Below are 21,193 nucleotides of genomic sequence, written 5' to 3' on the forward strand. Positions count from 1 at the left end.
CTTTCGTTCCCAATGTTTTGCTCGCTGCTCTTGATTTTGCTCGCTGCTTTGGGGCGCGTCTGTTATTCCTAGCTAGATGTTGGTGACTTGGCAACTGATAAACCTAGTTGCTAAGTTGGAAACTGCATGTTAGCTTTGTGAATATGAGGATCGAAATGACCGAAATTCCCGAAAGGAAACCCGTTTTCACCTCCAAGCCGCCGAACCCTTCGCGGTTGGCGGATGGGGTGTCCGATGCGATTGCCGCCGCGCTCTTTGATGGGCGCATCTCGCCTGGCGAGCCGTTGCCGCCCGAAGGGGAGATCGCCAGGGAGTTCGGTGTCTCGAAGCCGATTGCCCGTGAGGCGCTTCGCCAGCTGACGGCAGCCGGGTTGATCTTCACCCAACAAGGCAAGGTTGCCCGCGCCAAGGCGCTTAGCGGCGACTCGATGGACAAAATCTACGGCTACGCGGTGCGTTCCAGTCTCAAGCGGCTGCGCGAAGCCAATGAAATGCGCCGCGTCGTCGAGACGGGAATTGCCCGGCTCGCCGCCGAACGTCGCGATCCGGAAGGTCTGGAGATCATGCGGCAGGGCTTGGCGGGCATGCTGGCTTCCGTGCAGGAGCCTTCCGGCTTTACCGCCGCCGATATCCTGTTTCACCTTGGCCTTGCCGTGACGACTGGCAATTACATGATCCGCGTGCACATGGAGAGCATGCGTTCCGTGCAGCGCGAGGTGTCGGAATTGTTTTCACGTCGCGCCAATCGCAGCGACGCTGACTGGCGGGCAACGATTGACCGGCATCAGGCGATCTACGACGCAATTGCAGTTGGTAATGCCGACCTCGCCGAGCAAAAAATCCGGGAGCATTTCGAAGCTGCCGACATTGCCTCGCTCGAGGTGGCCGACAAGTTGAAAGATGCCGAGCGATGAGCGCCGCGCGCTTCTCACTGAAAGGCCGGCGCGTGCTGGTAACCGGTGCCAGTTCCGGCATCGGCCGGGCTGTTGCGCTTGGCCTTGCGGAGCATGGAGCGGAACTGATCCTGCATCATTTCGGTAATGAGACGGGCGCGAGCGAGGTCGTCCGGGCGACAGGCGGCACAGCGCCGGTACTGGAAGCAGACTTCACCGACGGGCGTGCGACGCGGGCTTTTGCCGATGAAGTGCTCAAAACATACGGCCCGATCGATATCCTCATTGCCAATGCCGCCATCGAACATCGGCGGCCCTGGCAGGAATTGGATGAGGCGCATGTCAACGCCCATGTGGCATCGAATTTCTCGGCGCTGCTGACGCTGACGGCAAAGCTGGTTCCACCGATGGCCGAGCGGGGCTGGGGCAGGGTCGTCGCCACAGGCAGTGTCATGGCGGTGCGGCCGCGGGCGGAAACGGTTGTTTATGCGTCGCTCAAGGCGGCGCAGTTGACTGCGATCAGGTCGATTGCGCGCGAAACCGGCCATCGCGGCGTCACGCTGAATGTGGTTTCGCCGGGTGCGATCGAGATCGAAGCCAATGCCGCGCGCTACGGCGACCCGGCGTTCCGCGAAGCGGTTGCCGCCAAGATCCCTGTGGGCAGGCCGGGCCAGCCGCAGGACCTGGTTGGGGCGTTTGTTTTTTTGTGCAGCGATGCTGCCAGCTACATTACGGGTGCAAATATTCCGGTCGACGGAGGATGGTCGATCGGAGACGCGCCCGGGAGCCTTCCGCACGCTGCCGGGTGAGCGGCCTGCGGCAAGGTTTTCGAGATCATGCGGCGGAACCATCCGCCGCAGCTTGCAGCCAAAATTCCAGGCGAATGCCGTTTGCATTCAGTCGGTGAAGGCTGACTGCCGACGACCAAAAAGGGAGGAAACCATGAAGGCCGCATTAGCAGGTATCGCAGCATCCGCGTTGACATTGTGCATATCGACGTCTGCCGTCTTCGCGACGGATCTCCGCATGACGGTCTGGACCGGGAGCGAGGCTCATCTGAAGATGCTGAATGGCATTGCGGAGAGCTTCAAAGCCACACATCCCGACGTCAATGTGAAGTTCGAGACCGTGCCGGTCAACGACTACACGCAGAAACTGACCTTCCAGATCGCCGGCGGCAATGCTCCCGACATAGCCTGGATGATGGAGGATGCCGCGCCGGCTTTCGAAAACGCCAATCTTCTGAAGGATCTCGGCCCGACGCTCAAGGCGGCGGAAGGCTATGATTTCGACGATTTCTCGAAGCCGGCCATGGGCCTCTGGCAGAAGGACGAAACGGTGTACGGCATTCCGTTCTCCACCTCGCCTTTCATGATCTACTACAACAAGGACATGTTCGACAAAGCTGGGCTCGAAGACCCGCTGACGCTTGCCGCCAAGGGCGAATGGAACATGGACAAGTTCCAGGAAGTCTCCAAGAAGCTCGCGCAAGCCAATCCCGGCAAATGGGGCTTCGAGTTCAAGGATGGCGAAGGCTATGCCTCTCGCATGACCCATGCCCTTCTGCCGCCAATCCGCGCCTATGGTGGCGATATCTGGTCGAACAAGGAATGCGGCTTCGACAAGCCCGAAGCGGTCAAGGCGGTCAAGCAGCTGCATGACATGGTCTTCAAGGACAAGTCCATCGTTCCGCCGGGCGAACAGGGCGATTACTTCTCCGGCAATTCGGCGATGACGGTCAACCAGATTTCCCGTGCTTCGAAGATGGCGGAAGCCGGCTTCAAGTGGGGCATCGCACCATTGCCCACCGGCCCCGGTGGTGAGTCACCCGTTATCGGCCAGGCCGGTCTTGTTGTGTTCGCCCAAGGCAAGAATACGGAAATCGCCGCGGAATTCGTAGCGCATATGACCAACAAGGAAAATGTCGCCACCATGGCGCAGTTCTTCCCGCCGGCCCGCAAGAGCGTTCTGCAGGCCGATGCCTTCATCAACGGCAACAAGCTCGTGCCGCCCGAGATGATGAAGAATGTGGCTGCCGCGATAGAAAAGGGCCGGGTGGTCTCGGCCAACGAAAAAGCGCCCCAGATCCTTGCCGCCATGGCGCCTCGCGTCGATGCCCTGTGGAAGCCGGATGCCGATGTCGATGCCGCCATCAAGGGCATCTGCGCGGCAATCCAGCCGCTGCTTTGATCAGAACGATGGCCGATACCGTTCATAACTCCATTCGAACCGGCCATAAGACCTGGCTGACGTTGAAGATGAGAGAGATGATGGAGGCGTGGCTGTTCGTCAGTCCCACCTTCATCGGCTTCCTTCTCTTCTTCCTCGGTCCGCTCTGCGCAGTGGTCTATTATTCAATGACCGAATGGAACCTGCTCAGCCAGCAGGCCACCTTCGTAGGCCTTGCCAATTTTCAGAATGCGCTGCTCGAAAACCCTGACTTTTGGCTTGTGGTACGCAATTCGGTTATTTTCGCGATCGGTCTCGTGCCGCTCAACATGGCGCTCGCGCTCGCCTTGGCGCTCGCCCTTTCCCGGCCGTTCTTCGGGGTCGTGTTCTTTCGCACGGTATTTTTCGCCCCTGTCATCACCTCGGCCATCGCCTGGGCGATCGTATGGAAATTTCTGCTGCAGGGGGAAGGCGGTTTCATCAACCAGGTGCTGGCGCTGGTCGGGATCACCGGTCCAAACTGGCTGCGTGAACCGAGCTGGGCCATGGCGGCGGTCATCGTCACCCGCGTCATCAAGATGGTCGGCCTCAACATGATCCTCTACATTGCGGCGCTGCAGGCGATCCCGCGGGACTATGAAGAGGCAGCGCGCTTGGAGGGCGCCTCACGCCGGCAGATCTTCAGCATGATCACCTGGCCGTTGCTGGCGCCGACCACGCTCGTCATCATGGTCATCACGACAATCGGCTCTTTCAAGGTCTTCGATCACATATACCAGATGACCGGCGGCGGCCCGGAAAACGGCACGCTGGTGCTTGCCTTCTACATTTACCAGCAGGGCTTCAAGTTCTTCAATGTCGGCTATGCCTCGGCGCTCGCGATGATCATGTTCGTGATGATCATGGCGCTGACCCTGGTACAGGTGATGCTGCGGAGAAAGGGATCGGAGTGACCCAGCGCCAAGTCCAGATCCTCTACCGCACGTGCTGGACGATCGCACTCTTGATCGCCGCCATTCCTTTTGTTTTCCCATTCGTTTGGATGGTGTCTGCGGGCTTCAAGAGCGTGACCGAGATATTCGGCGCGCCGACGCTTATTCCGCGCGTCTGGCGCTGGCAGAATTTCGTCGAAGTGTTCACATACCAGCCGTTCGCGCGGCAGTATTTCAACTCGCTTTACATCGCGATCGTGGTGACGGCGCTCACCCTCGTCATCTCGTCCCTGGCCGGCTATGCGCTGGCGCGCATGCGGTTTGCCGGTGCCGGGCTGCTGATGCTTTTTCTGATCTCGGCGCTCATGGTGCCGGAGGAGGTGACGATCATTCCGAACTTCTTCCTGATGCGTTGGTTTGGATTGGTGGATACTCACTGGCCGCTGATCCTGCTGCCCACCTTCGGCCCTCATGGGGTGATGGCAACGTTCCTGATGCGCCAGTATTTCCTGGCCCTGCCCAAGGAACTGGAAGAAGCCGGCAAGATGGACGGGCTCTCACGCTTCGGCGTTTGGTGGAAGATAGCGCTGCCGATGGCGCGTCCGGCCCTGGCTGCGGTTTCCATCATCACCTTTCTGTTCTCGTGGAACCTGTTCCTGGAGCCGCTAATCTTTCTGAGCTCGCTCGACATGTTCACGCTGCCTTTGGCCTTGTCGAACTTCAACGACAGCTACGGCTTACCGCTGTGGAACCTCCAGCTTGCCGCTACCAGCCTTGCCGTGGTGCCGATCCTGATCGTCTATCTGATCGCCCAGCGGCAGATCATCGAAAGTTTTGCGCTATCGGGCGTGAAGGGATGAGGAATTTTCGTTCATGAGCAGTGTATCGCTTAAAGGCATCGAGAAACGCTTCGGCGCCGTCGAGGTCATCCGCGGCGTCGATCTCAGGATCGATCCGGGCGAGTTCGTCGTATTCGTCGGTCCGTCAGGCTGTGGCAAGTCCACCTTGCTGCGGCTGATTTCGGGGCTGGAATATCTCAGCGGCGGTGAACTTGCGATTGGCGGCCGGGTGGTCAACGAAGTGCCGGCTTCGAAACGTGGTGTTGCCATGGTCTTCCAATCCTATGCCCTCTATCCGCACCTGACCGTCAGGGACAATATGGGCTTCGGGCTGAAGGTCCGCAAAGTTCCGGCACAGGAGCGTCAGAAGCGCGTCGATGAAGCAAGCGCCACGCTGAAGCTCGAAGCATTGCTCGATCGCTACCCCCGTGAGCTTTCCGGCGGTCAGCGGCAGCGCGTCGCGATCGGCCGCGCCATCGTCGGAAATCCCGATGTCTTCCTGTTTGACGAACCGCTGTCGAACCTCGATGCAGAGTTGCGCGTGCACATGCGCTCTGAAATCGCCGCACTGCACAAGCGGCTCTCCACGACGATGATCTATGTAACGCATGACCAGATCGAGGCGATGACGCTCGCTGACAAGATCGTCGTTCTGCGCGATGGCCGTGTCGAGCAGGTCGGCTCCCCCCGGGAATTATACGAGCGGCCGGCAAATATCTTCGTGGCGCAATTCATCGGAAGCCCAAAAATGAATCTGCTGCCTTCGGATATCGCGCCTTTGCTGACAGGCGCAACGGCAGCGGATACCGCCGTCGAGACCATCGGGATAAGGCCGGAGCATCTGAGCGTCGTGGAGCCTCGAGAGGGGACGCTGCGCGGAACCGTCGGGCTTTGTGAATATACCGGGGCGGTAACACTGCTTCACGTCAAGCTGCCGGCTGGGCATGATTGCCTCGTCCTGCACGACGGTGGTGACATGAAGGCGGGAATCCAAATAGGGCTCACCGCCGATGGCTCGAAGGTGCACCTTTTCAATGGCAACGGGCAAACAATAAAGCGGACTGAACAAGGCCGGACTGCTTGAACGTACGGCCGCTCCTGGCGAGGGCGCGAGCCGCAGAAATCTCTTAAGAGCGGGGTTCGTCTACTCGCCCTGCCGCAAGTTGCGAAGTCGGTCGAAAAGGACGGCGAGCACGATTGCCCCACCGATAAAGCAGCCCTGCCAGAACGCGTTGATGCCAAGCAGGCCAAGACTGTTGCGGATGATTTCGATGAGTGCGGCGCCGACCAAGGCTCCAAAGGCGGTGCCGACGCCGCCGGCCAGATTGGCGCCGCCGATAACCGCAGCGGCAATGACCTGAAGTTCCATCCCGGCGCCGATATTTGTGGTGACGGCGCCGAGCCAACCGGTTTGAATGATGCCGGCAACCCCCGCCGAGAGGGCAGAAATCATATAGACGATGACCTTGATCCTCGGCACGGGAACGCCTGTCAATGTCGCGGCGTGCTCATTGCCGCCGATCGCAAAGACATAGCGGCCGAACTTGGTCCAGCGCAGCACGAAACCGGTAATGAGTGCCAGCACGACCATGTAAAGCACTGGATTGGCGATGCCAAAAACCCAGGCGCCGCCACCCAGCGCCAATAGTTTGTCGTGATCAGGTCCGAACTCAAAAACCACAGTGTTGTTCGATGCAACCATCGCAAGGCTGCGCGCAATCGACAGCATCCCGAGCGTGACGACGAAAGGTGGGAAGCCGAGATAGGCAATCAAGACGCCGTTGAAAGCTCCGACCAACAGAGCCGTACCGATCGAGGCGGCGATGCCTACTTCAATACTGTATCCCGCATGCATAACGACCGCCAGCACCATGCTGCACAGGCAAAGTACGGAGCCAACGGACAAATCGATGCCGCCGGTGATGATGACCAGCGTCATGCCCAGCGCGATAATTGCGACGAAGGTGACGTTGCGGGTGATGTTGTAGATGTTCTTCGCCGTCGCAAAGGAGTCCGTGGCCATCGACAGAAAAATGCAGGCTAGAATGACTGCAATCAGCACCCAGAATGTCTGGCCGCTCATGATCGTTGCAAGCCAGCTCCGTTGCTTCTGTCCGATCGTTTGGTCAAGTGTAATCGCCATCGTCGACCTTCTTCCTTCCTGTTGCAACGGATAGCATCGATCACACCTGTTCGATGGCGCCGGTAATCAGTCCCGTCACTTCCTCCGGCGAACTTGCCGCAATCTGCTTGTCGGCTACTTTTCTGCCTCGCCGCATCACGATCACACGGTCGGCGACCGAAAAGACGTCGGGCATGCGGTGGCTGATCAGGACAACGACAATGCCCCGGTCCCGCAATTGGCGGATAAGATTCAGAACCTCAGCGACCTGGCGCACGGAAATGGCTGCGGTCGGCTCGTCCATCAATACGATTTTCGCTTCAGACAGCATCGTGCGGCCGATCGCGACCGCTTGGCGCTGGCCACCTGACATTTGCTTGACGAGATCGCGCGCCCGCGTCTCGGATTTGAGCTCGCGAAATATCTCGCCGGCGCGCTTGTACATGGCCTTGTGGTCGAGGATGCGAAGAGGCCATACGCCGCGGCGCAATTCTCGTCCGAGGAACACGTTCGCTGCCGCCGTCAGATTGTTGCAGAGCGCCAAGTCCTGGTGAACGATCTCAATGCCATGCTGGCGCGCTTCCTTCGGCCGATGAAGCACGAGATCGGCGCCGTCGAGGCGCATGGTTCCATGGCTCGGCCGGAAGTTGCCGGCAATCATCTTCACCAGGGTGGACTTGCCAGCGCCGTTATCGCCCATCAGGCCGACAACCTGCCCGGCTTCGAGCGAAAACGAAACATCGTTGACTGCCTGGATGGCACCGAAATGTTTGGAAATATTGCTGAGCTCAAGAACCGCCACCAGCCTCCTCGCCTCCCAAAACCTGCGGGCTATCCATCGCACCGCACCCTGCATGTCTTCGATGCAAGGCTCCGGCGAATTCACTTTTCCAATACCCTCCCAGGAAAAGCGATTGGGAGCATTTACGCAAAACCCTGCGACAGCGTCAACTCATTGTCCCGGCCATTGACCTTATTGTCGCAAAAATCTGTTTTGTCAGACAAATATCATTTGACGAAAGTGGCGCCCGGATATTAGCTATCAATGGGGGAGAAAGAGCATGCTGATCCTTGTGACCGGTGCGACGGGCAAGGTCGGGCGGCGCTTCATTGCTGGGCTGCTTGACGATCCGAGATTTTCCAAAGCCCGTATTCGTGCGCTTTGTCATAATCGTTTGTACGAGGCGACCGACCGTGTCGATGTCTTCCAAGGCTCGATCGCCGATCGCGATGTCGTGGCAAAGGCGCTGGATGACGTTACCCATGTCGTGCATCTCGCCACATGCAAGGAAACGCCTGAAGACATCATGGATGTCACGGTCAAAGGTCTCTTTTGGCTGCTCGAGGAGTTCCGTAGGAGCGTCACCGCACGCCAGTTCATCCTGATCGGTGGTGATGCGGGTGTGGGACATTTCCACTATCGCCACGACGGCCCGATCACCGAGAGCGCCCGCCATTGTGCCTATCCGGGAAGCTATGCGCTCTCCAAAGTCCTGGAAGAGGTCATGCTGGAGCAGTTTGGCATTCAGTATGGCCTCAATGGCTGTTGTCTGCGCGCGCCCTGGATCATGGAAAAGGACGATTTCAAGTATTCGCTGTCTTTTGGAGACGACGTCTTTGGCGGTCCGGACTGGAAGACGCTCGTTCCGGAAGACGCGGCGCGGCGTTATGCGGCGATGGGTACGGTGCCTCTGCTGCTCGATGCTGACGGTCGTGCGCTGAAACGCAACTTCGTTCATGTCGACGACCTTGTTTCGGCAATACTGGCAGCGATCGACAACCCGCGGGCGGAGCGGCAGCTCTTCAATATCTGCATGGATCGCCCCGTCGACTATGCTGAAGTCGCCGCCTATCTCTTGCGCACGCGCAATTTCGGCTCTGTCGACATACCGAGCCGCTTCCATTCCAATTGGATGGACAACAGCAAGGCCAAATACCTGCTGGATTGGCAGCCAAACTACGATCTCGAAATGCTTATCAACTCGGCCTGGCAATACGAGCGTTCAAAGGAGGAGCCTCGCATCGTCTGGTATCCGGGTTGATTTCGTATGGCGGGCACGCGGTGTCCGTCTGTTTCAAGGGAGGAAACTATGAGGAAGGCATTACTACTTACAGCCGCAGTTTTAGCACTGACCGCCGGGCAGGCCTTGGCCAAGAAGCAACTCGTCATCGTCGTCAAGGGCCTCGACAATCCGTTCTTCGAAGCAATCAATCAAGGTTGCCAGAAATGGAACAAGGAGAACCCCACGGCGGAATACGAATGCTTCTACACCGGTCCGGCATCGACATCCGATGAAGCCGGCGAAGCGCAGATCGTTCAGGATATGTTGGGCAAGGCAGACACGGCTGCAATCGCAATCTCGCCGTCAAATGCAAAGCTCATTGCCCAGACCCTGAAGACGGCCAATCCGACGGTTCCGGTGATGACGCTTGATGCCGATCTTGCCGCCGAGGATGCAGCGTTGCGCAAGACCTATCTCGGCACCGACAACTATCTGATGGGCGCCCGCATCGGCGAATACATCAAGAAGGGCAAGCCGAAGGGCGGCAAGATCTGCACGATCGAAGGCAATCCGGGAGCGGACAATATTCTACGCCGCGCACAAGGAATGCGCGACACGCTTACTGGCCAGAAAGGCTTGACCGAGCTGAAAGGCGAGGGTGGCTGGACCGAGGTCGCCGGTTGCCCGGTGTTCACCAATGACGACGGTGCCAAGGGCGTTCAGGCAATGACCGATATCCTCGCGGCCAATCCCGATTTGGACGCATTCGGCATTATGGGTGGCTGGCCATTGTTCGGTGCACCGCAACCCTATCGCGACCTGTTCAAGCCGCTGGCCGACAAGATCGCCAGCAACGATTTCGTCATTGGTGCCGCCGACACGATCGGCGACGAGGTCGCCATTGCGAAGGAAGGACTGGTGACGGCGCTCGTTGGCCAACGACCGTTCGAGATGGGCTACAAGGCACCGTCGGTGATGATGGATCTGATTGCCGGCAAGCCGGTTGAAGATCCGGTCTTCACCGGGCTCGATGAGTGCACAAAGGATACAGTCGACACCTGCATTCAAAAGTAGGTTCACAGTTTGGCGCACCCGGTTCAAGGGTGCGCCGACTGTCTTTAAGAGACGGATCGAAAGATCCGCTGGGCTTGACGCGCCCTGAATTCCGCGCTTTGTGCCGGCGTCAATCGCAGGCGACTTCCTCGTTATTACGATTGTTTTGATCATACGTGCAGACAGTCGAAAGAATGCTGAGGCAGTAGAAATAAATGCCTGACAAAAAATCGGGAAAGCCAACGGCTGCGGTCGAGGTGGTGACGGTTGACCGCTCGGCCACCACAAGGCGCCCAAATTCTCCCCGCATGACTGGGGCGAGTGTTCATGTGTCTTTAGCAGGCGAGATCGGTCTGCGAATCGTGCGCGGCGACTATCCGCCGGGCACGATTCTGCCAAATGAGGCAAAATGGTCGGAAGTCTTTGACGTCAGCCGATCGGCGGTGCGCGAAGCGATCAAGATGCTGATGGCCAAGGGCCTGCTTTCTTCTCGCCCCAAAATCGGCAGTTGGGTCGAACCCAGGGAGCGTTGGAACCTGCTGGATCGAGATGTCTTGGGCTGGTACGCCGCATCTCCCGATCGCGAGTCGTTTCTGAGGGCCGTGCAAGAACTCAGACATATGATCGAGCCGGAAGCGACGGCACTTGCTGCGGAGCGCCGGACTGAGGAGCAGATGGATGAGATCAGTCAGGCCCTGCATGACATGGATCAGGCGACATCGCTCCAACAGCGAACAGAATCCGATACGCGATTTCACATCGCGATCTTGCGCGCCTCGGGAAATGATCTGCTGGTACCGCTCGGCGTCTTGATCGAATCGGCGCTGAACCACCTCTTCGCCCATGTGACGCGGGAGGAAGACAATTTGCGGTACGCGCTGAAACTTCATGAAAATATTGAGAAAAGCATTCGACTGCAGCGACCGAACATGGCGCGCAACGCAGTCCGCAAGGCGCTGGCAAATACCGACGAAATCATCGCCCGGTGGTCACGATAGATTTTTGCATCCTGTCCGGCTGGCGCGTTGCCGATAGCTTGATGCAGGGGAATTCAACCTCCTACAGTCCTCGATGCCTACCCAAAACCCGCGGCTTGTGCTATTTTCCTTGGCAACCTTCGGGAGCTGGGCCATGCGTGGGCTGCTTGCATCGGTGGCGTTGATTTTCACAGCGACGGTGGCCGCTGCGGGGAGCCCCTTGTTCGATGCCGTTGCCACTGGAAACACCGCCGTCGTCGAGCAGGTTCTGGCTACCGGTGCCGAAGTCGACAGCCGGACACGCGATCAGGCAACACCTCTCATCAATGCCGCGCTCGGAGCCCAGCTCGCCATAGCCGAATTGCTGATCGGCAAAGGCGCCGATGTCATGGCTCGGAATTCAGGCGGCTTTACGCCGCTTCATGCCGCGGCCTTTTCCGGCAGCTTGCCGATCAGCAAACTGCTTCTCCACCATGGCGCGACGCTCGACGACGCGGCCAATAAAGCGGGCGTGACACCGCTGATGGTCGCCGGTGAGGAAAACCACGTCGCTCTCGCCACGTTTCTTCTCGCTGAGGGGGCTGACGTCGGTCGTGCGGAGGTTCACGGCTACACGCCAATCACGCGAGCGATCTGGAAGGGCAACTCGGACATCGTGCGACTGTTCAAGCGGCATGGTGCGCCTTGCCCTCCGGCCAGCCGCATCGGCGAGAAAGAATACGCGAAGTGCATGGAAATCCACGATTGAACAGGAGGCACAGATGCATGCAGGGACCAGAAGCGGTGCGCGAGGAATTGGTCGCTCTGTGGCGGTGTTCGTTGTGGCTTTGGCAGCTGTCGGTGGATCGCGGGCTTTCGCCGACGACTCGGTTAACACGGGGTACTTCGGCGGGGTGGCAATCATGGGATATGACCCCGTCGCCTATTTCACCGAAGGCAAAGCGGTGAAGGGCTCCGAGGAATTCTCCCACGAATGGCTGGGGACGCCGTGGCTTTTTGCCAATGCCAAACACCGTGAAATGTTCATCAGCGAGCCGATCAAATATGCGCCTCAGTATGGCGGCTACTGCGCGGGCGAGGTGGCTCTCGGATCGGTGACGATCAACGTCGATCCAGAGGCATTCAAGATCATCGACGGCAAGCTTTACCTGATCTACGACAAGGGATCGGCGGAAGGGTTTGCCGCTCATGTGGCCGAAGCAGTACCGAAAGCCGATAGAAACTGGCCGAAGGTCGCAGCCGATCTCGAACGGGATCGGTATCACGCGGGTGGAGCGCGCGGCTATTTGACGGGCGAAAAATAGAAGACCTTGGTGGAGTTCACGTAAGCATAGCTGGTTTCAGCGGGCGAGTTTGCAGGTCTGTAGACCGGTCCGCAATCGGCTCGTCCAAAAGCGTTTTCGCTTTGCTCGCAGAGCATGTCGCCATTGACGAAAACCGTTCCGGTGATCATCTGCGTCGCCGAGCGGAAGGCCGCCTTGCCGTCACGTTCGATTTGCATGAGTGCAGGGCTTCCCGAGGGTTCGGTCTTGCCCCGGAGGAGTTTGCCCATGACGGCGCTTGCGATTTCGTCACCGTGCAGCCGTTCCTGCTCATTGCCCTTGAAACCGAACGGCCATTCCGGCAGGCCGGCCTCGCGTAGGGCATCGAGGATAAACGCCAAATCCTGCTCGTTGCGGAAATGGGCATTGCTGATATGCCAGCCCGCCAGGGAATCGCGCCCAGCCAGAAAGCGAAGTCCTTCGGCGACAGTCGCACGGGCGGCGTCGAGGCGACCGGCACGGGCATAGGCCATAGCGAGTGGGGTAACGAAATCGCCGTTTCCCGGAGAACCATCGCGCGCGCGTTCGAAACTGTCGATGGCCTTCGTGTAGTCGCGCTGCAAATAAAACACCAGGCCAGCCGTGTATCGATTGATGGCGGAGAGGTTCGGATCGTGCCTGAGCGCCGTCTCGACGGCCGCGCCGGCCTCGGCATGATTACCGGAGAACAGTTGAACGTATGCCAACGCCATATGAGCTTCGGCATCGGCAGACCCAAGCGACACTGCCTGCTGCGCCGAGGCAACCGCCTGCTCGTAGCGGCGGTCCACGACTTGCATGACGGCAAGAACGGCGTATGGCGATGAAAGAACCGGGTCGAGCGCCAGCGCGCGACTTGCCTTCTCGTAGGCCCTTTTTCGCGCCAACGCGCTCTGGAGAACGTCATCGTAGGCGCTTCGCCAGACATAAGCGGTCGCGTGCGCGTCGGCTGCGAAGGCCTCTGCAAAACCGGGGTCGAGCGCCTCCGCCTTGTCAAAGAGCGCCAGTGCCTCGAGCAGCCGGGAACGGCGGCCGGTGCGTGTCGCCTGCTCGGCACGAAGGTAGTAGTCGTATGCCTCGAGATTGGCGGTCGGCGGACGGGTAATCCGTTCCGCCTCGGATTGAGTGAGTTTCAAGCCGAGCGCTTCGGCGATCTGCCGACTGAGCTCATCCTGCACAGCCATGACATCTGCCGCGGCGCGGTTAAATCGATTGGCCCACAAGTGGTCGCCGCTTGCGGCATCGCTCAATTGCGCATTGACGCGGATTTGATCGCCGATCCGTTGCACGCTGCCCTCAACGACAAAACGCACGCCGAGATCGCGTCCGATGTCGGCCAAAACGAGGGGCTTGCCTTTGTATGCAAACACCGAATTATGACCGATGACGTCAAGGTCCGAAAGCATGGTCAGATCGGCAATCAGGCTGTCGGTAATGCCATCGGTGAAATAATCCTGGCCGGCGTCGCTACTCAAATTGGCGAAAGGAAGCACCGCGACAGATGGACGTTGGGGCACAAACGGCCATTGCCATGCGAAGACAATCGCAGTGGCCGCGATCAACACCGCTGCAAGCGTGGCCAGGATGATCGCCCGGCGGCGCGGCCGACGGGAGGCAACGACCTTGCCTGCCTCAGAGGGATCTAACAGAACACGATAGACGCGAACCGGATCGGCTATGTTCTTCAGTTGCTGCTCGCCGAGAGAGGAAAAACCGACTTCAGCCTTGTGTACCGTGTGATCGAATGCGGTGCCGGATATGCAAATCCCGCCGGGCTGGGCAAGGCTCTCCAGCCGCGCCGCTATGTTGACGCCGTCTCCATGAATGTCCTCTCCTTCGACAATGACATCGCCGAGATTGACGCCGATGCGAAAAAGCATCCGCTGCTCGGGCCGCAGGGCCGCATTGCGTTCCGCCTTCTGTTGCTGGATTTTGACGGCGCAACGCAAAGCATCCACCACGCTATGGAACTCAACCAGGATCCCGTCGCCCATCGTCTTGATCAGGCGGCCGTGATGCGTGGCGATCTTCGGTTCGAAGAGTTCGTGGAGGTCGTTGTGGAAGCGGATACGCGTTCCCTCTTCGTCGATCTCGCTCATGCGGCTGTAACCGACCACATCCGCAATCAGGACTGCTGCAAGACGGCGCTCCATAACAGCTCTTTCCGGGTGTCCGCTCCCCTACCTATATCTTACAGCAGGTGCCGTGCCGTTGCCATTAAAGTTGCCCAAAGCGGCATCACGTTTGCCGGTCAAAAGCTCCCGTGGAGAGGGCGTGATCTGAGAGGCTTGTCGCGCGTCCGCCCATAGAATGCGCTGTCGCCCGTATCGGCTCGATGGCAGTTTCCATCAGCATGGACCAAGATCTGCCACGGTAAGTCCTGCCTTACGTAGTCCTTCCACGCGGCGGTTAAAGTCCTCGGGGTTTCGAAATGGAAGAACCCGCCGGCGGCGCTCGACAGAAAAATCAGGATTGATCCTGAGTGCCTTTTTCCAGGCCTGCCGGCTCTCCTCCGGCCGGTCGAGGTGCCCATAACATGAGGCAAGCAGGGCGTAGGCGGTCTCCGACTGGGAGTTTTGTTGGAGCCGCTGCTCGATGGCTGCAATCGCTTGTTCATACTCGCCGAGAGAAAAGTGCGCATCGGCGCGAAATTGGAAGAGAATTTCCGGATGGTGCGGGTCAAACCGCATCGATGCATCGAGTGTTTCCAGGGCGCCGGCGGGATCGCCGGAGAATATCTGGATATGGGCCATCAGCAACAGGAGCTCGGCGGAGTTGGGCTGTAGCGCGAGGCCCTGCTGCACCTCCGCCTGCGCCCGGTCCAGTTCCCGGTTCCACATGCAAGCCATGCCCAGTGCGAAGCGGCCGTTGGGCTGTTCCTCGGCCATTTCCACGGCCTGCTGCGCGAGATCCATCCCGATCCGCAGCGAGCCTTCCGGATCGGTGCTCCAGGCGTTGACGTAGTCCAGCACGTGGGTGAAGGAAATGAGTGCCTGGGCGGCCGCATATTGCGGATCGATGGCAATGGCGTCGGCCGCCAGGCTGCGGGCGGCTCTATTTCCGGTTCGGGTATGGGCCGATGCCTGTTCCCGGCCGCGCAACAGCAACTCGTAAGCGTCGACATTGAGTGCGCGCCCTTGGGCCAATCGATCCTGGTCGCCATGCGTGAGGTTCAGCCTGAGCGCCGCCACGATCTCCTGCGTCAATTCATCCTGAACCGCAAAAATGTCGGTGAGGTCGCGATCGAAGCGGCTGGCCCAGATATGTCCGCCGTTGCTGGCGTCGATCAATTGGGCCGTGACACGCACGCGGTTGCCAGCCTTGCGAACGCTGCCCTCGAGGACATAGCGGACGCCGAGCGCCTTGGCCATCTCAGGCACGGAGGCTGTTACATTCTTGTAGACGAAGGATGAGTTGCGGGCGATCACGTGCAATTCGGACAGCTTCGAGAGATCGGTGATGATGTCCTCGCTAATACCGTCGGAGAAATACTCCTGTTCGGCATCGCCGCTCATGTTGTTGAACGCCAGTACGGCGATGGACGGCTTGTCGGGAACGGCCGGAACTGACGGCATGTCGATTGCGGGCCGCACCTGTGGTACCGGGTTCGGCCGCGGAGTTCCGATCTGAAGCGAATAGACCTGCATCGGTTCAGCGATATTCTTGAGCTCAATTTTGCCGAGATCGGTGACGGCAAGATCGAGCCGCGCTTTCACCTGGCGGTAGGCGTCTTCGGAAAGACAGATGGCGCCGGGCTTGGCAATTCCCTCCAACCGCGCGGCGATATTGACGCCGTCGCCCATCAAGTCGCCGTCGTTCTCCTCGACCACATCTCCCAGATGGATCCCCACCCGGAACTCGATGCGATTCTCGGGCGACACGCCGGTATTGCGCTCGACCATGGCGGTCTGCACTTCGATCGCACAGCGCACGGCGTCCACGACGCTGCGAAACTCGATGAGGCTTCCGTCACCGGTACGCTTGACGACCCGGCCATTGTGCACGGCAATGGTCGGATCGACCAGGTCGCTGCGCAGCGTTCTCAGCCGCGCCAGTATGCGATCCTCGTCCGCACCGGCGAGGCGGCTGTAGCCGACCACATCTGCGACCAGGATCGCCGCCAGTTTTCGCGTCACGCTCGTCAGTCCCAATTCCTCGTCGGACCAAAATAACACAGTGTGACCGGCAACGCCGCCAAATCCGATTGCCTTCGCTAAGAAGCGGTCCGGTGGCCGGCTGCTTGGACTTGAAGATAGTCGGTGAAGCTTACGCGATATCCGCGGCTAAGCTCCGTCTTTCAGAGAGAAGGCAAGGACGTAGTCGCCGACGTCTTTCGAATAGGGTGCGCCGCCAACCGATATCAGGACATATTGCTTGCCTGTTTTCGGTGAGACGTAGGTCATGGGTGTTGCGCTCGAGCCGACCGGCAGGGGGTATCTCCAGAGCTCGGCACCGTTCTCAGCGTCATAGGCACGGATATAATAGTCCTGGAAGCCGGCGAAGAAGACGACGCCGCCGGCGGTCGCAGACGTGCCGGCGTAGCTCGGCAGTCCCATCGGCATAGGCAGCTTGGTTTTGATCTTGAACGGCCCGAGTTGTTCGGCTGTCCCGGCCGGAACCTGCCATGCGATCTTGCGCGTCTTCAGATCCACTGCAGTGACGGTGCCGAAGGGCGGTTGCGTGCAGGGAACGCGGAGCCTCGATGTCCACATCTCGGTGGCCATGGCGTAAGGCGTCCCGCGCTGCGGGGCGGAGGGGCCGTGAGCAGTCGTGGTGAGGGCAAAGTCGACATACTCCTCGCGTGGGATGAGTGCAAAGAGACTGGGGACGCGGATATCGTTCATGAAGACCCTGTTGTTGGGCAGATCGACTGATACGCTTCCCCAATTGAGGCCACCCAGATTTCCCGGCTGCTGGATTGCATATTGCGTGCCGATCGGGGTGAAATCGCCGTCATAGCGCATCTTGCGGAAGGCGATGCGGCATGCCAGCTGATCGAACATCGTCAGGCCCCAGGCCGTCTGCTCCGTCACGCGCTCCGCACCGATTGTCGGCATGCCGACGGAGTAGGGCTGCGTCGGGGAGAGTTTCTCTTCGGGCACGCCGCCTTGCTGCGGCACCGGCTTCTCCTGAACTTCGGCAAGCGGTGTGCCGGTTCGGCGGTCGAGGAGAAAAAGCTGCCCGCGTTTGGTGGTCTGCAGCAGAGCAGGCACAGCGGCGCCATTGCCGTCAGGCAGGTCGACCAGGACCGGTTGGGCCGGCAGATCATAGTCCCAGATGTCGTGATGCACGGTCTGGAATTTCCATTTCTCCCGACCCGTCGTCACATCGAGCGCCACCAATGTCGCATTGTATTGATCGGCGAAGGAAGGGCGATTGACGCCGTAATAATCCGGCGTGGTATTGCCGAGCGGTGCATAGATGAGGCCAAGCTTGTCGTCGAATGCGGCCGTCGTCCACATGTTGGGCGTGCCCCGCGTATAAGTCTGGCCCTCCGGCGGAAGTTTGGTGATCCCCGGGTTGCCGAGATCCCATGCCCATTCGAGCTCGCCGGTGACGACGTTGAACGCACGGATGACGCCAGAGGGTTCGCCGACCTCCTGATTGTCCGTGACCCAGCCTCCGACGACGATCAGGTTGCGGGCAATCAGCGGCGCCGATGTCTGGAAATAATAGCCCGTCTTGACTTCGCCCATGCCCTGGGAAAGCTGCACGGTGCCATTGTCTCCGAAGTCCTTGCAGGGCGCGCCGGTCTTGCTGTCGATCTCCAGGAGACGGGCATCGATCGTCGTCTGCACCAGGCGCTCGTTGCAAAGACCATCGGCGGACTGGGCTTCCGTTGGCATCTTGTAGTAACCGAGGCCGCGGCAGCGTTGCCAATAAGGCGCCGTCGCCTTGGGATCGAAAGTCCAGCGGGGTTTGCCGGTATCTGCATCGAGCGCTGCGATCACATCTGTCGGCGTGCAGGTGTAGACCGTATCGCCGATCTGCAGAGGCGTGTTCTGATCGGCGCCATCGCCTTTTCCGGTGCGATATGTCCAGGCGAGATCGAGCTTGGAAACATTGCCGCGGTTGATCTGATCGAATGGGGAATAACGATCTCCTGCCGTGGTGCGGCCATAGGATGTCCAGTCGGAGGGAGAGTTGTCACCCTTGGCGGTTTTATAGGCGGTGATGTCGGCGGAGGGGTGGATGATCCCATGCGGCACGAAGCTGAGACCGAAACCCGCGACAAAGATGAGAGCGGTCACCACGGCGCCACCATAAAAAAGCTTCCGGTTGGCGGCCGGGGAAAGCGATGGTGCAAAGAGAAGGGCAAAGCCCGCCAGCGCGATGGGGGACATCAAGCGGGCAAACAGCGCCCAGAAATTGAGACCCGACTCCCATAGCGCCCAGGGAAGGGTGAAAACGGCGACAGCCAAGACGATCAGCCCGCCTGACGTCTTCCGGCGCCACAGCAGAAGCGCGGCAGCCAGATAGGCAAGCCCGACGATTGCGTAATAGGGCGAGCCGCCGAGGCGCAGCAGCCAGGCGCCGCCTCCGATCAGCCCCAATCCGATAAGGGCGAGAACAATACAGAACAGGGTGGCCAGAAATTTCATAGTCTCCTCATCCAATCCGCCGCCCGATCACCTGGATTCCAACTCCGACCGTCGCATGGCCCTCGGGAAGCACAGGGCCATGGGTTGATGGTCAGAGACGTGTCTTCGGGAGAGGGCTGCTCTCTCGTTCAATTTTTAACTGATGTACCTGTGGTCACTGACACGCGGCCCCGACCCGGCAATGATGCCGCCGCCGGCTCTGCGGCAACGGCTTGCCATTCCAAATCGAGTCAATACTTCTGAAAGGGGCACAGATGGTTCTCGGCGAAAAGCTTGATCTAGCGAACGGGCGACCGACAGGATTCGACTATATGCGATTACTGTTAGCCTTTTCAGTGCTTTGGATACACACCGCCCGCGTCACCTATGGCGACGACCTGTTTCTTTGGGAGTCGTCATTCCGTCCTTTTATCAAATCAGTGCTGCCCATGTTCTTTGTCCTGAGCGGGTTCCTGGTGGCTGGCAGTCTTGAACGATCGAAGACATTGATTTCCTTTCTCGGCAATCGATTTATCCGGATCTACCCCGCTCTCGCGGTAGAGGTATTGCTGGCTGCCTTTATACTCGGAGCGATCTACACTGAGTATGACCTGCGTGACTATTTCACCGATCCTCAGTTCTTTACATATCTGATGAATGTCACAGGGCACATTCACTTCAATCTCCCCGGGGTATTCCTGGATAATCCTGACGCCGCAATGGTGAACGGGCAACTCTGGACGGTGCCCTTCGAGCTTGAGTGCTATGCCGCGATCGCCGTTCTCTTCCTGCTCGGCGTGGTCAGGCGGCGGGTGATTGCCCTTATCGCCACGCCGGCATTGATCATAGCCTTCGGTATTGCAAGATATTGGAAACATGAAAGCGATTGGGCAACTATGCCGACGACCGCGTCTGGCAATCTGCTCATTTGTGCTTTTCTTGTGGGGGTGACCTTCTATCTCTACAAGGACAAGGTGCTTTGGGATATCCGAATTTTCCTCGCCTCTGTGGCAATGATATTGTGGGCCTACTGGTTCACCTCCTTTGGGGACTTCATTGCCATTCCGGCCATGGGATATGTCACGGTCTTCCTTGGTCTTACCTCGCCCCGCAAGCTCGGCGTCCTGCGTGGGGCCGACTACTCCTACGGCGTCTTCCTCTATGGCTATCCGATCCAACAGGCGTTCGTAGCGCTCGGCCCCTGGGCGCATAACTGGTGGTTGAACGGCATCGTCTGCAGCATTGTTGCCGCTGGCTTTGCCGCCTTCTCGTGGAGATTCATCGAAAAGCCGGCGTTGAAATTGAGGAAACAAGTCACCTGGCTGGAAAACCTCAGTCTCCAACGCGGCGCAAAACGGCAACTGGCCGGCGCGGTCTCGAAATAGGTTTGTCGATACCGGCCTCGATGCCGGCAATTCCATCGCAGGTGCTTAACCGGCAAGGACATCAGCAGGGCTCGCTATAGCGGCGGGCCTTGTTTCGTTATTGCGTGCCGATCACCTCAGATAAATATCCGGGTCCATCGCAGGGGCCGAGTTTTCCGTAGGCTGCTGCGCACGTAAGCCTATGGCCAAATTCATCTTTTCAGAAACAACAAATGAACATTCAGTTCGGCGAGAGAACGCCGTAGCTGCATTGCTCGCTCCTGTATAAGCCTCCGATACCTAGATCTTTCTGACTGCAACATCCAAGGATTTCTTGGGTTTAATCGGCAGAACGGCCCTGCTGGATGAATAGTCGAATATTCTCCGGCATTGTTCCGTCGACTTGTTGGGCTGCTATTAGCAATATTTTAACCGTAATAGGTAAAATACTTTGATCGGACTTCGTTTCGACTTTGGGTTTTGTCATGTCATTGAGGGCTGACGGTGGCTTGAAGGAGGTGTGAAGAGAGGATCAGAATAATGCTGAAGAGCACGCTCGTCGTGGTTGTCGTCTCTATCGCCGCCGGAGCGACCATTCGCGCCTCGGCCTTTGCAATCTTTGCATTTCTGGTGGTCACGGCCCTGGGCGGCGTGATCATGCTGAAAGGTTCCTCCTTGACGGAGGCGGTCGTTTCTTGCGTCGAAGTGCTTGTATTGATGGAGATATGCTATCTGGCGGGTCTATTCGCTTTCTCCTTGTGGCATATTCAAAAGCGCCGGAAAAAGAACTCCATTACTGAGCGCTCCCATGTCACGGGCAAGCGTCCTCATGGGTAATGACATGACCGACGGGGCAGGATGCTCGGCTGCGCTATGTCAGGGTGTAAAGCGCGTCGCGATCTTTTAGATTCGCTTGCCACGCCTTAGTCTCTGGTTTTGCGCATGTCTTTATCGCAAAA

Annotated in this window: 18 protein-coding genes; 13 read left to right on the plus strand and 5 right to left on the minus strand. The window is 58.9% G+C overall.

Going from position 1 to position 21,193, the window contains the following annotated elements; translation table 11 throughout:
* Positions 1-155 precede the first annotated feature (155 nt).
* The 6 genes from FFM53_RS17770 to FFM53_RS17795 all read left to right on the plus strand — a co-directional run bounded on the left by FFM53_RS17770 (position 156) and on the right by FFM53_RS17795 (position 5,917).
* Positions 156-914, plus strand: coding sequence for a FadR/GntR family transcriptional regulator (locus FFM53_RS17770; protein ID WP_138386737.1), 759 nt, complete (start codon positions 156-158; stop codon positions 912-914).
* Positions 911-1,702 (plus strand): SDR family NAD(P)-dependent oxidoreductase, encoded by a 792-nt coding sequence (locus tag FFM53_RS17775; protein WP_138330119.1) that lies wholly within the window; start codon positions 911-913, stop codon positions 1,700-1,702. The genes FFM53_RS17770 and FFM53_RS17775 overlap by 4 nt, the downstream gene beginning before the upstream one ends.
* 133 nt (positions 1,703-1,835) lie before the next feature.
* Entirely contained in the window at positions 1,836-3,083 is a 1,248-nt protein-coding gene (locus tag FFM53_RS17780; RefSeq protein ID WP_138330121.1) for an ABC transporter substrate-binding protein, read from the plus strand.
* An 8-nt stretch (positions 3,084-3,091) separates the two neighbouring features.
* Positions 3,092-4,015: a carbohydrate ABC transporter permease gene (locus FFM53_RS17785; RefSeq protein WP_138330122.1), complete on the plus strand. Its 924-nt coding sequence runs from the start codon at positions 3,092-3,094 to the stop codon at positions 4,013-4,015.
* The gene (locus tag FFM53_RS17790) at positions 4,012-4,854 is read left to right on the plus strand and encodes a carbohydrate ABC transporter permease (protein WP_138330124.1); all 843 of its coding nucleotides are present in this window, start codon (positions 4,012-4,014) and stop codon (positions 4,852-4,854) included. Before FFM53_RS17785 ends, FFM53_RS17790 begins: the two co-directional genes overlap by 4 nt.
* A 13-nt stretch (positions 4,855-4,867) precedes the next feature.
* Positions 4,868-5,917, plus strand: a complete 1,050-nt coding sequence (locus tag FFM53_RS17795) for an ABC transporter ATP-binding protein (RefSeq protein WP_138386738.1) — start codon at positions 4,868-4,870, stop codon at positions 5,915-5,917.
* Between the two features lie 60 nt (positions 5,918-5,977).
* Here FFM53_RS17795 and FFM53_RS17800 read toward each other — a convergent pair whose 3' ends face one another.
* Positions 5,978-6,976 carry an ABC transporter permease gene (locus FFM53_RS17800; protein WP_017961842.1) on the minus strand — a complete coding sequence of 333 codons (999 nt, stop codon included), beginning with the start codon at positions 6,974-6,976 and terminating at the stop codon, positions 5,978-5,980.
* A gap of 40 nt (positions 6,977-7,016) precedes the next feature.
* Positions 7,017-7,757 carry an ATP-binding cassette domain-containing protein gene (locus tag FFM53_RS17805; protein ID WP_012758785.1) on the minus strand — a complete coding sequence of 247 codons (741 nt, stop codon included), beginning with the start codon at positions 7,755-7,757 and terminating at the stop codon, positions 7,017-7,019.
* 259 nt (positions 7,758-8,016) lie between these two features.
* Between FFM53_RS17805 and FFM53_RS17810 the strand changes: the two genes are divergently transcribed.
* From FFM53_RS17810 to FFM53_RS17830, 5 genes are all read left to right on the plus strand, one after another.
* Positions 8,017-8,997 carry an NAD-dependent epimerase/dehydratase family protein gene (locus tag FFM53_RS17810; protein ID WP_138386739.1) on the plus strand — a complete coding sequence of 327 codons (981 nt, stop codon included), beginning with the start codon at positions 8,017-8,019 and terminating at the stop codon, positions 8,995-8,997.
* Positions 8,998-9,045: 48 nt separating this feature from the next.
* Positions 9,046-10,032 (plus strand): substrate-binding domain-containing protein, encoded by a 987-nt coding sequence (locus FFM53_RS17815; protein WP_012758783.1) that lies wholly within the window; start codon positions 9,046-9,048, stop codon positions 10,030-10,032.
* A gap of 194 nt (positions 10,033-10,226) precedes the next feature.
* A complete protein-coding gene (locus tag FFM53_RS17820; protein ID WP_138330129.1) occupies positions 10,227-11,009 on the plus strand; it encodes a FadR/GntR family transcriptional regulator in 783 nt (260 codons plus the stop codon).
* A gap of 133 nt (positions 11,010-11,142) precedes the next feature.
* The gene (locus FFM53_RS17825) at positions 11,143-11,736 is read left to right on the plus strand and encodes an ankyrin repeat domain-containing protein (protein ID WP_138386740.1); all 594 of its coding nucleotides are present in this window, start codon (positions 11,143-11,145) and stop codon (positions 11,734-11,736) included.
* A gap of 13 nt (positions 11,737-11,749) precedes the next feature.
* A complete protein-coding gene (locus tag FFM53_RS17830) occupies positions 11,750-12,292 on the plus strand; it encodes a YHS domain-containing (seleno)protein (RefSeq protein ID WP_138386741.1) in 543 nt (180 codons plus the stop codon).
* On the opposite strand, the gene FFM53_RS17835 is transcribed toward FFM53_RS17830, so the two are convergent.
* The 3 genes from FFM53_RS17835 to FFM53_RS17845 form a co-directional block, all read right to left on the minus strand.
* Entirely contained in the window at positions 12,271-14,442 is a 2,172-nt protein-coding gene (locus tag FFM53_RS17835) for an adenylate/guanylate cyclase domain-containing protein (RefSeq protein WP_138386742.1), read from the minus strand. The genes FFM53_RS17830 and FFM53_RS17835 overlap by 22 nt on opposite strands.
* A 195-nt stretch (positions 14,443-14,637) precedes the next feature.
* Complete coding sequence (locus FFM53_RS17840) at positions 14,638-16,425, minus strand: adenylate/guanylate cyclase domain-containing protein (RefSeq protein ID WP_138386743.1); 1,788 nt, start codon at positions 16,423-16,425, stop codon at positions 14,638-14,640.
* A gap of 147 nt (positions 16,426-16,572) precedes the next feature.
* Positions 16,573-18,891 carry a membrane-bound PQQ-dependent dehydrogenase, glucose/quinate/shikimate family gene (locus FFM53_RS17845; protein ID WP_138386744.1) on the minus strand — a complete coding sequence of 773 codons (2,319 nt, stop codon included), beginning with the start codon at positions 18,889-18,891 and terminating at the stop codon, positions 16,573-16,575.
* Positions 18,892-19,145: 254 nt separating this feature from the next.
* On the opposite strand from FFM53_RS17845, the gene FFM53_RS17850 reads away from it, so the two are divergent.
* Both FFM53_RS17850 and FFM53_RS17855 read left to right on the plus strand, forming a co-directional pair.
* The gene (locus FFM53_RS17850) at positions 19,146-20,255 is read left to right on the plus strand and encodes an acyltransferase family protein (RefSeq protein ID WP_138386745.1); all 1,110 of its coding nucleotides are present in this window, start codon (positions 19,146-19,148) and stop codon (positions 20,253-20,255) included.
* A 519-nt stretch (positions 20,256-20,774) separates the two neighbouring features.
* The gene (locus FFM53_RS17855; protein WP_138330138.1) at positions 20,775-21,071 is read left to right on the plus strand and encodes a hypothetical protein; all 297 of its coding nucleotides are present in this window, start codon (positions 20,775-20,777) and stop codon (positions 21,069-21,071) included.
* Positions 21,072-21,193 lie beyond the last annotated feature (122 nt).

The sequence above is a fragment of the Rhizobium indicum genome, assembly GCF_005862305.2.
GTDB lineage: Bacteria > Pseudomonadota > Alphaproteobacteria > Rhizobiales > Rhizobiaceae > Rhizobium > Rhizobium indicum.

Excerpts from the sequence above, each read along its gene's own strand:
- FFM53_RS17825 (WP_138386740.1), top strand. The coding sequence starts at position 11,143 with ATGCGTGGGCTGCTTGCATCGGTGGCGTTGATTTTCACAGCGACGGTG.
- FFM53_RS17850 (WP_138386745.1), top strand. The coding sequence starts at position 19,146 with ATGGTTCTCGGCGAAAAGCTTGATCTAGCGAACGGGCGACCGACAGGA.
- FFM53_RS17775 (WP_138330119.1), top strand. The coding sequence starts at position 911 with ATGAGCGCCGCGCGCTTCTCACTGAAAGGCCGGCGCGTGCTGGTAACC.
- FFM53_RS17845 (WP_138386744.1), bottom strand. The coding sequence starts at position 18,891 with ATGAAATTTCTGGCCACCCTGTTCTGTATTGTTCTCGCCCTTATCGGA.
- FFM53_RS17800 (WP_017961842.1), bottom strand. The coding sequence starts at position 6,976 with ATGGCGATTACACTTGACCAAACGATCGGACAGAAGCAACGGAGCTGG.
- FFM53_RS17810 (WP_138386739.1), top strand. The coding sequence starts at position 8,017 with ATGCTGATCCTTGTGACCGGTGCGACGGGCAAGGTCGGGCGGCGCTTC.
- FFM53_RS17830 (WP_138386741.1), top strand. The coding sequence starts at position 11,750 with ATGCATGCAGGGACCAGAAGCGGTGCGCGAGGAATTGGTCGCTCTGTG.
- FFM53_RS17815 (WP_012758783.1), top strand. The coding sequence starts at position 9,046 with ATGAGGAAGGCATTACTACTTACAGCCGCAGTTTTAGCACTGACCGCC.
- FFM53_RS17795 (WP_138386738.1), top strand. The coding sequence starts at position 4,868 with ATGAGCAGTGTATCGCTTAAAGGCATCGAGAAACGCTTCGGCGCCGTC.
- FFM53_RS17835 (WP_138386742.1), bottom strand. The coding sequence starts at position 14,442 with ATGGAGCGCCGTCTTGCAGCAGTCCTGATTGCGGATGTGGTCGGTTAC.
- FFM53_RS17780 (WP_138330121.1), top strand. The coding sequence starts at position 1,836 with ATGAAGGCCGCATTAGCAGGTATCGCAGCATCCGCGTTGACATTGTGC.
- FFM53_RS17785 (WP_138330122.1), top strand. The coding sequence starts at position 3,092 with ATGGCCGATACCGTTCATAACTCCATTCGAACCGGCCATAAGACCTGG.
- FFM53_RS17770 (WP_138386737.1), top strand. The coding sequence starts at position 156 with ATGACCGAAATTCCCGAAAGGAAACCCGTTTTCACCTCCAAGCCGCCG.
- FFM53_RS17855 (WP_138330138.1), top strand. The coding sequence starts at position 20,775 with ATGCTGAAGAGCACGCTCGTCGTGGTTGTCGTCTCTATCGCCGCCGGA.
- FFM53_RS17820 (WP_138330129.1), top strand. The coding sequence starts at position 10,227 with ATGCCTGACAAAAAATCGGGAAAGCCAACGGCTGCGGTCGAGGTGGTG.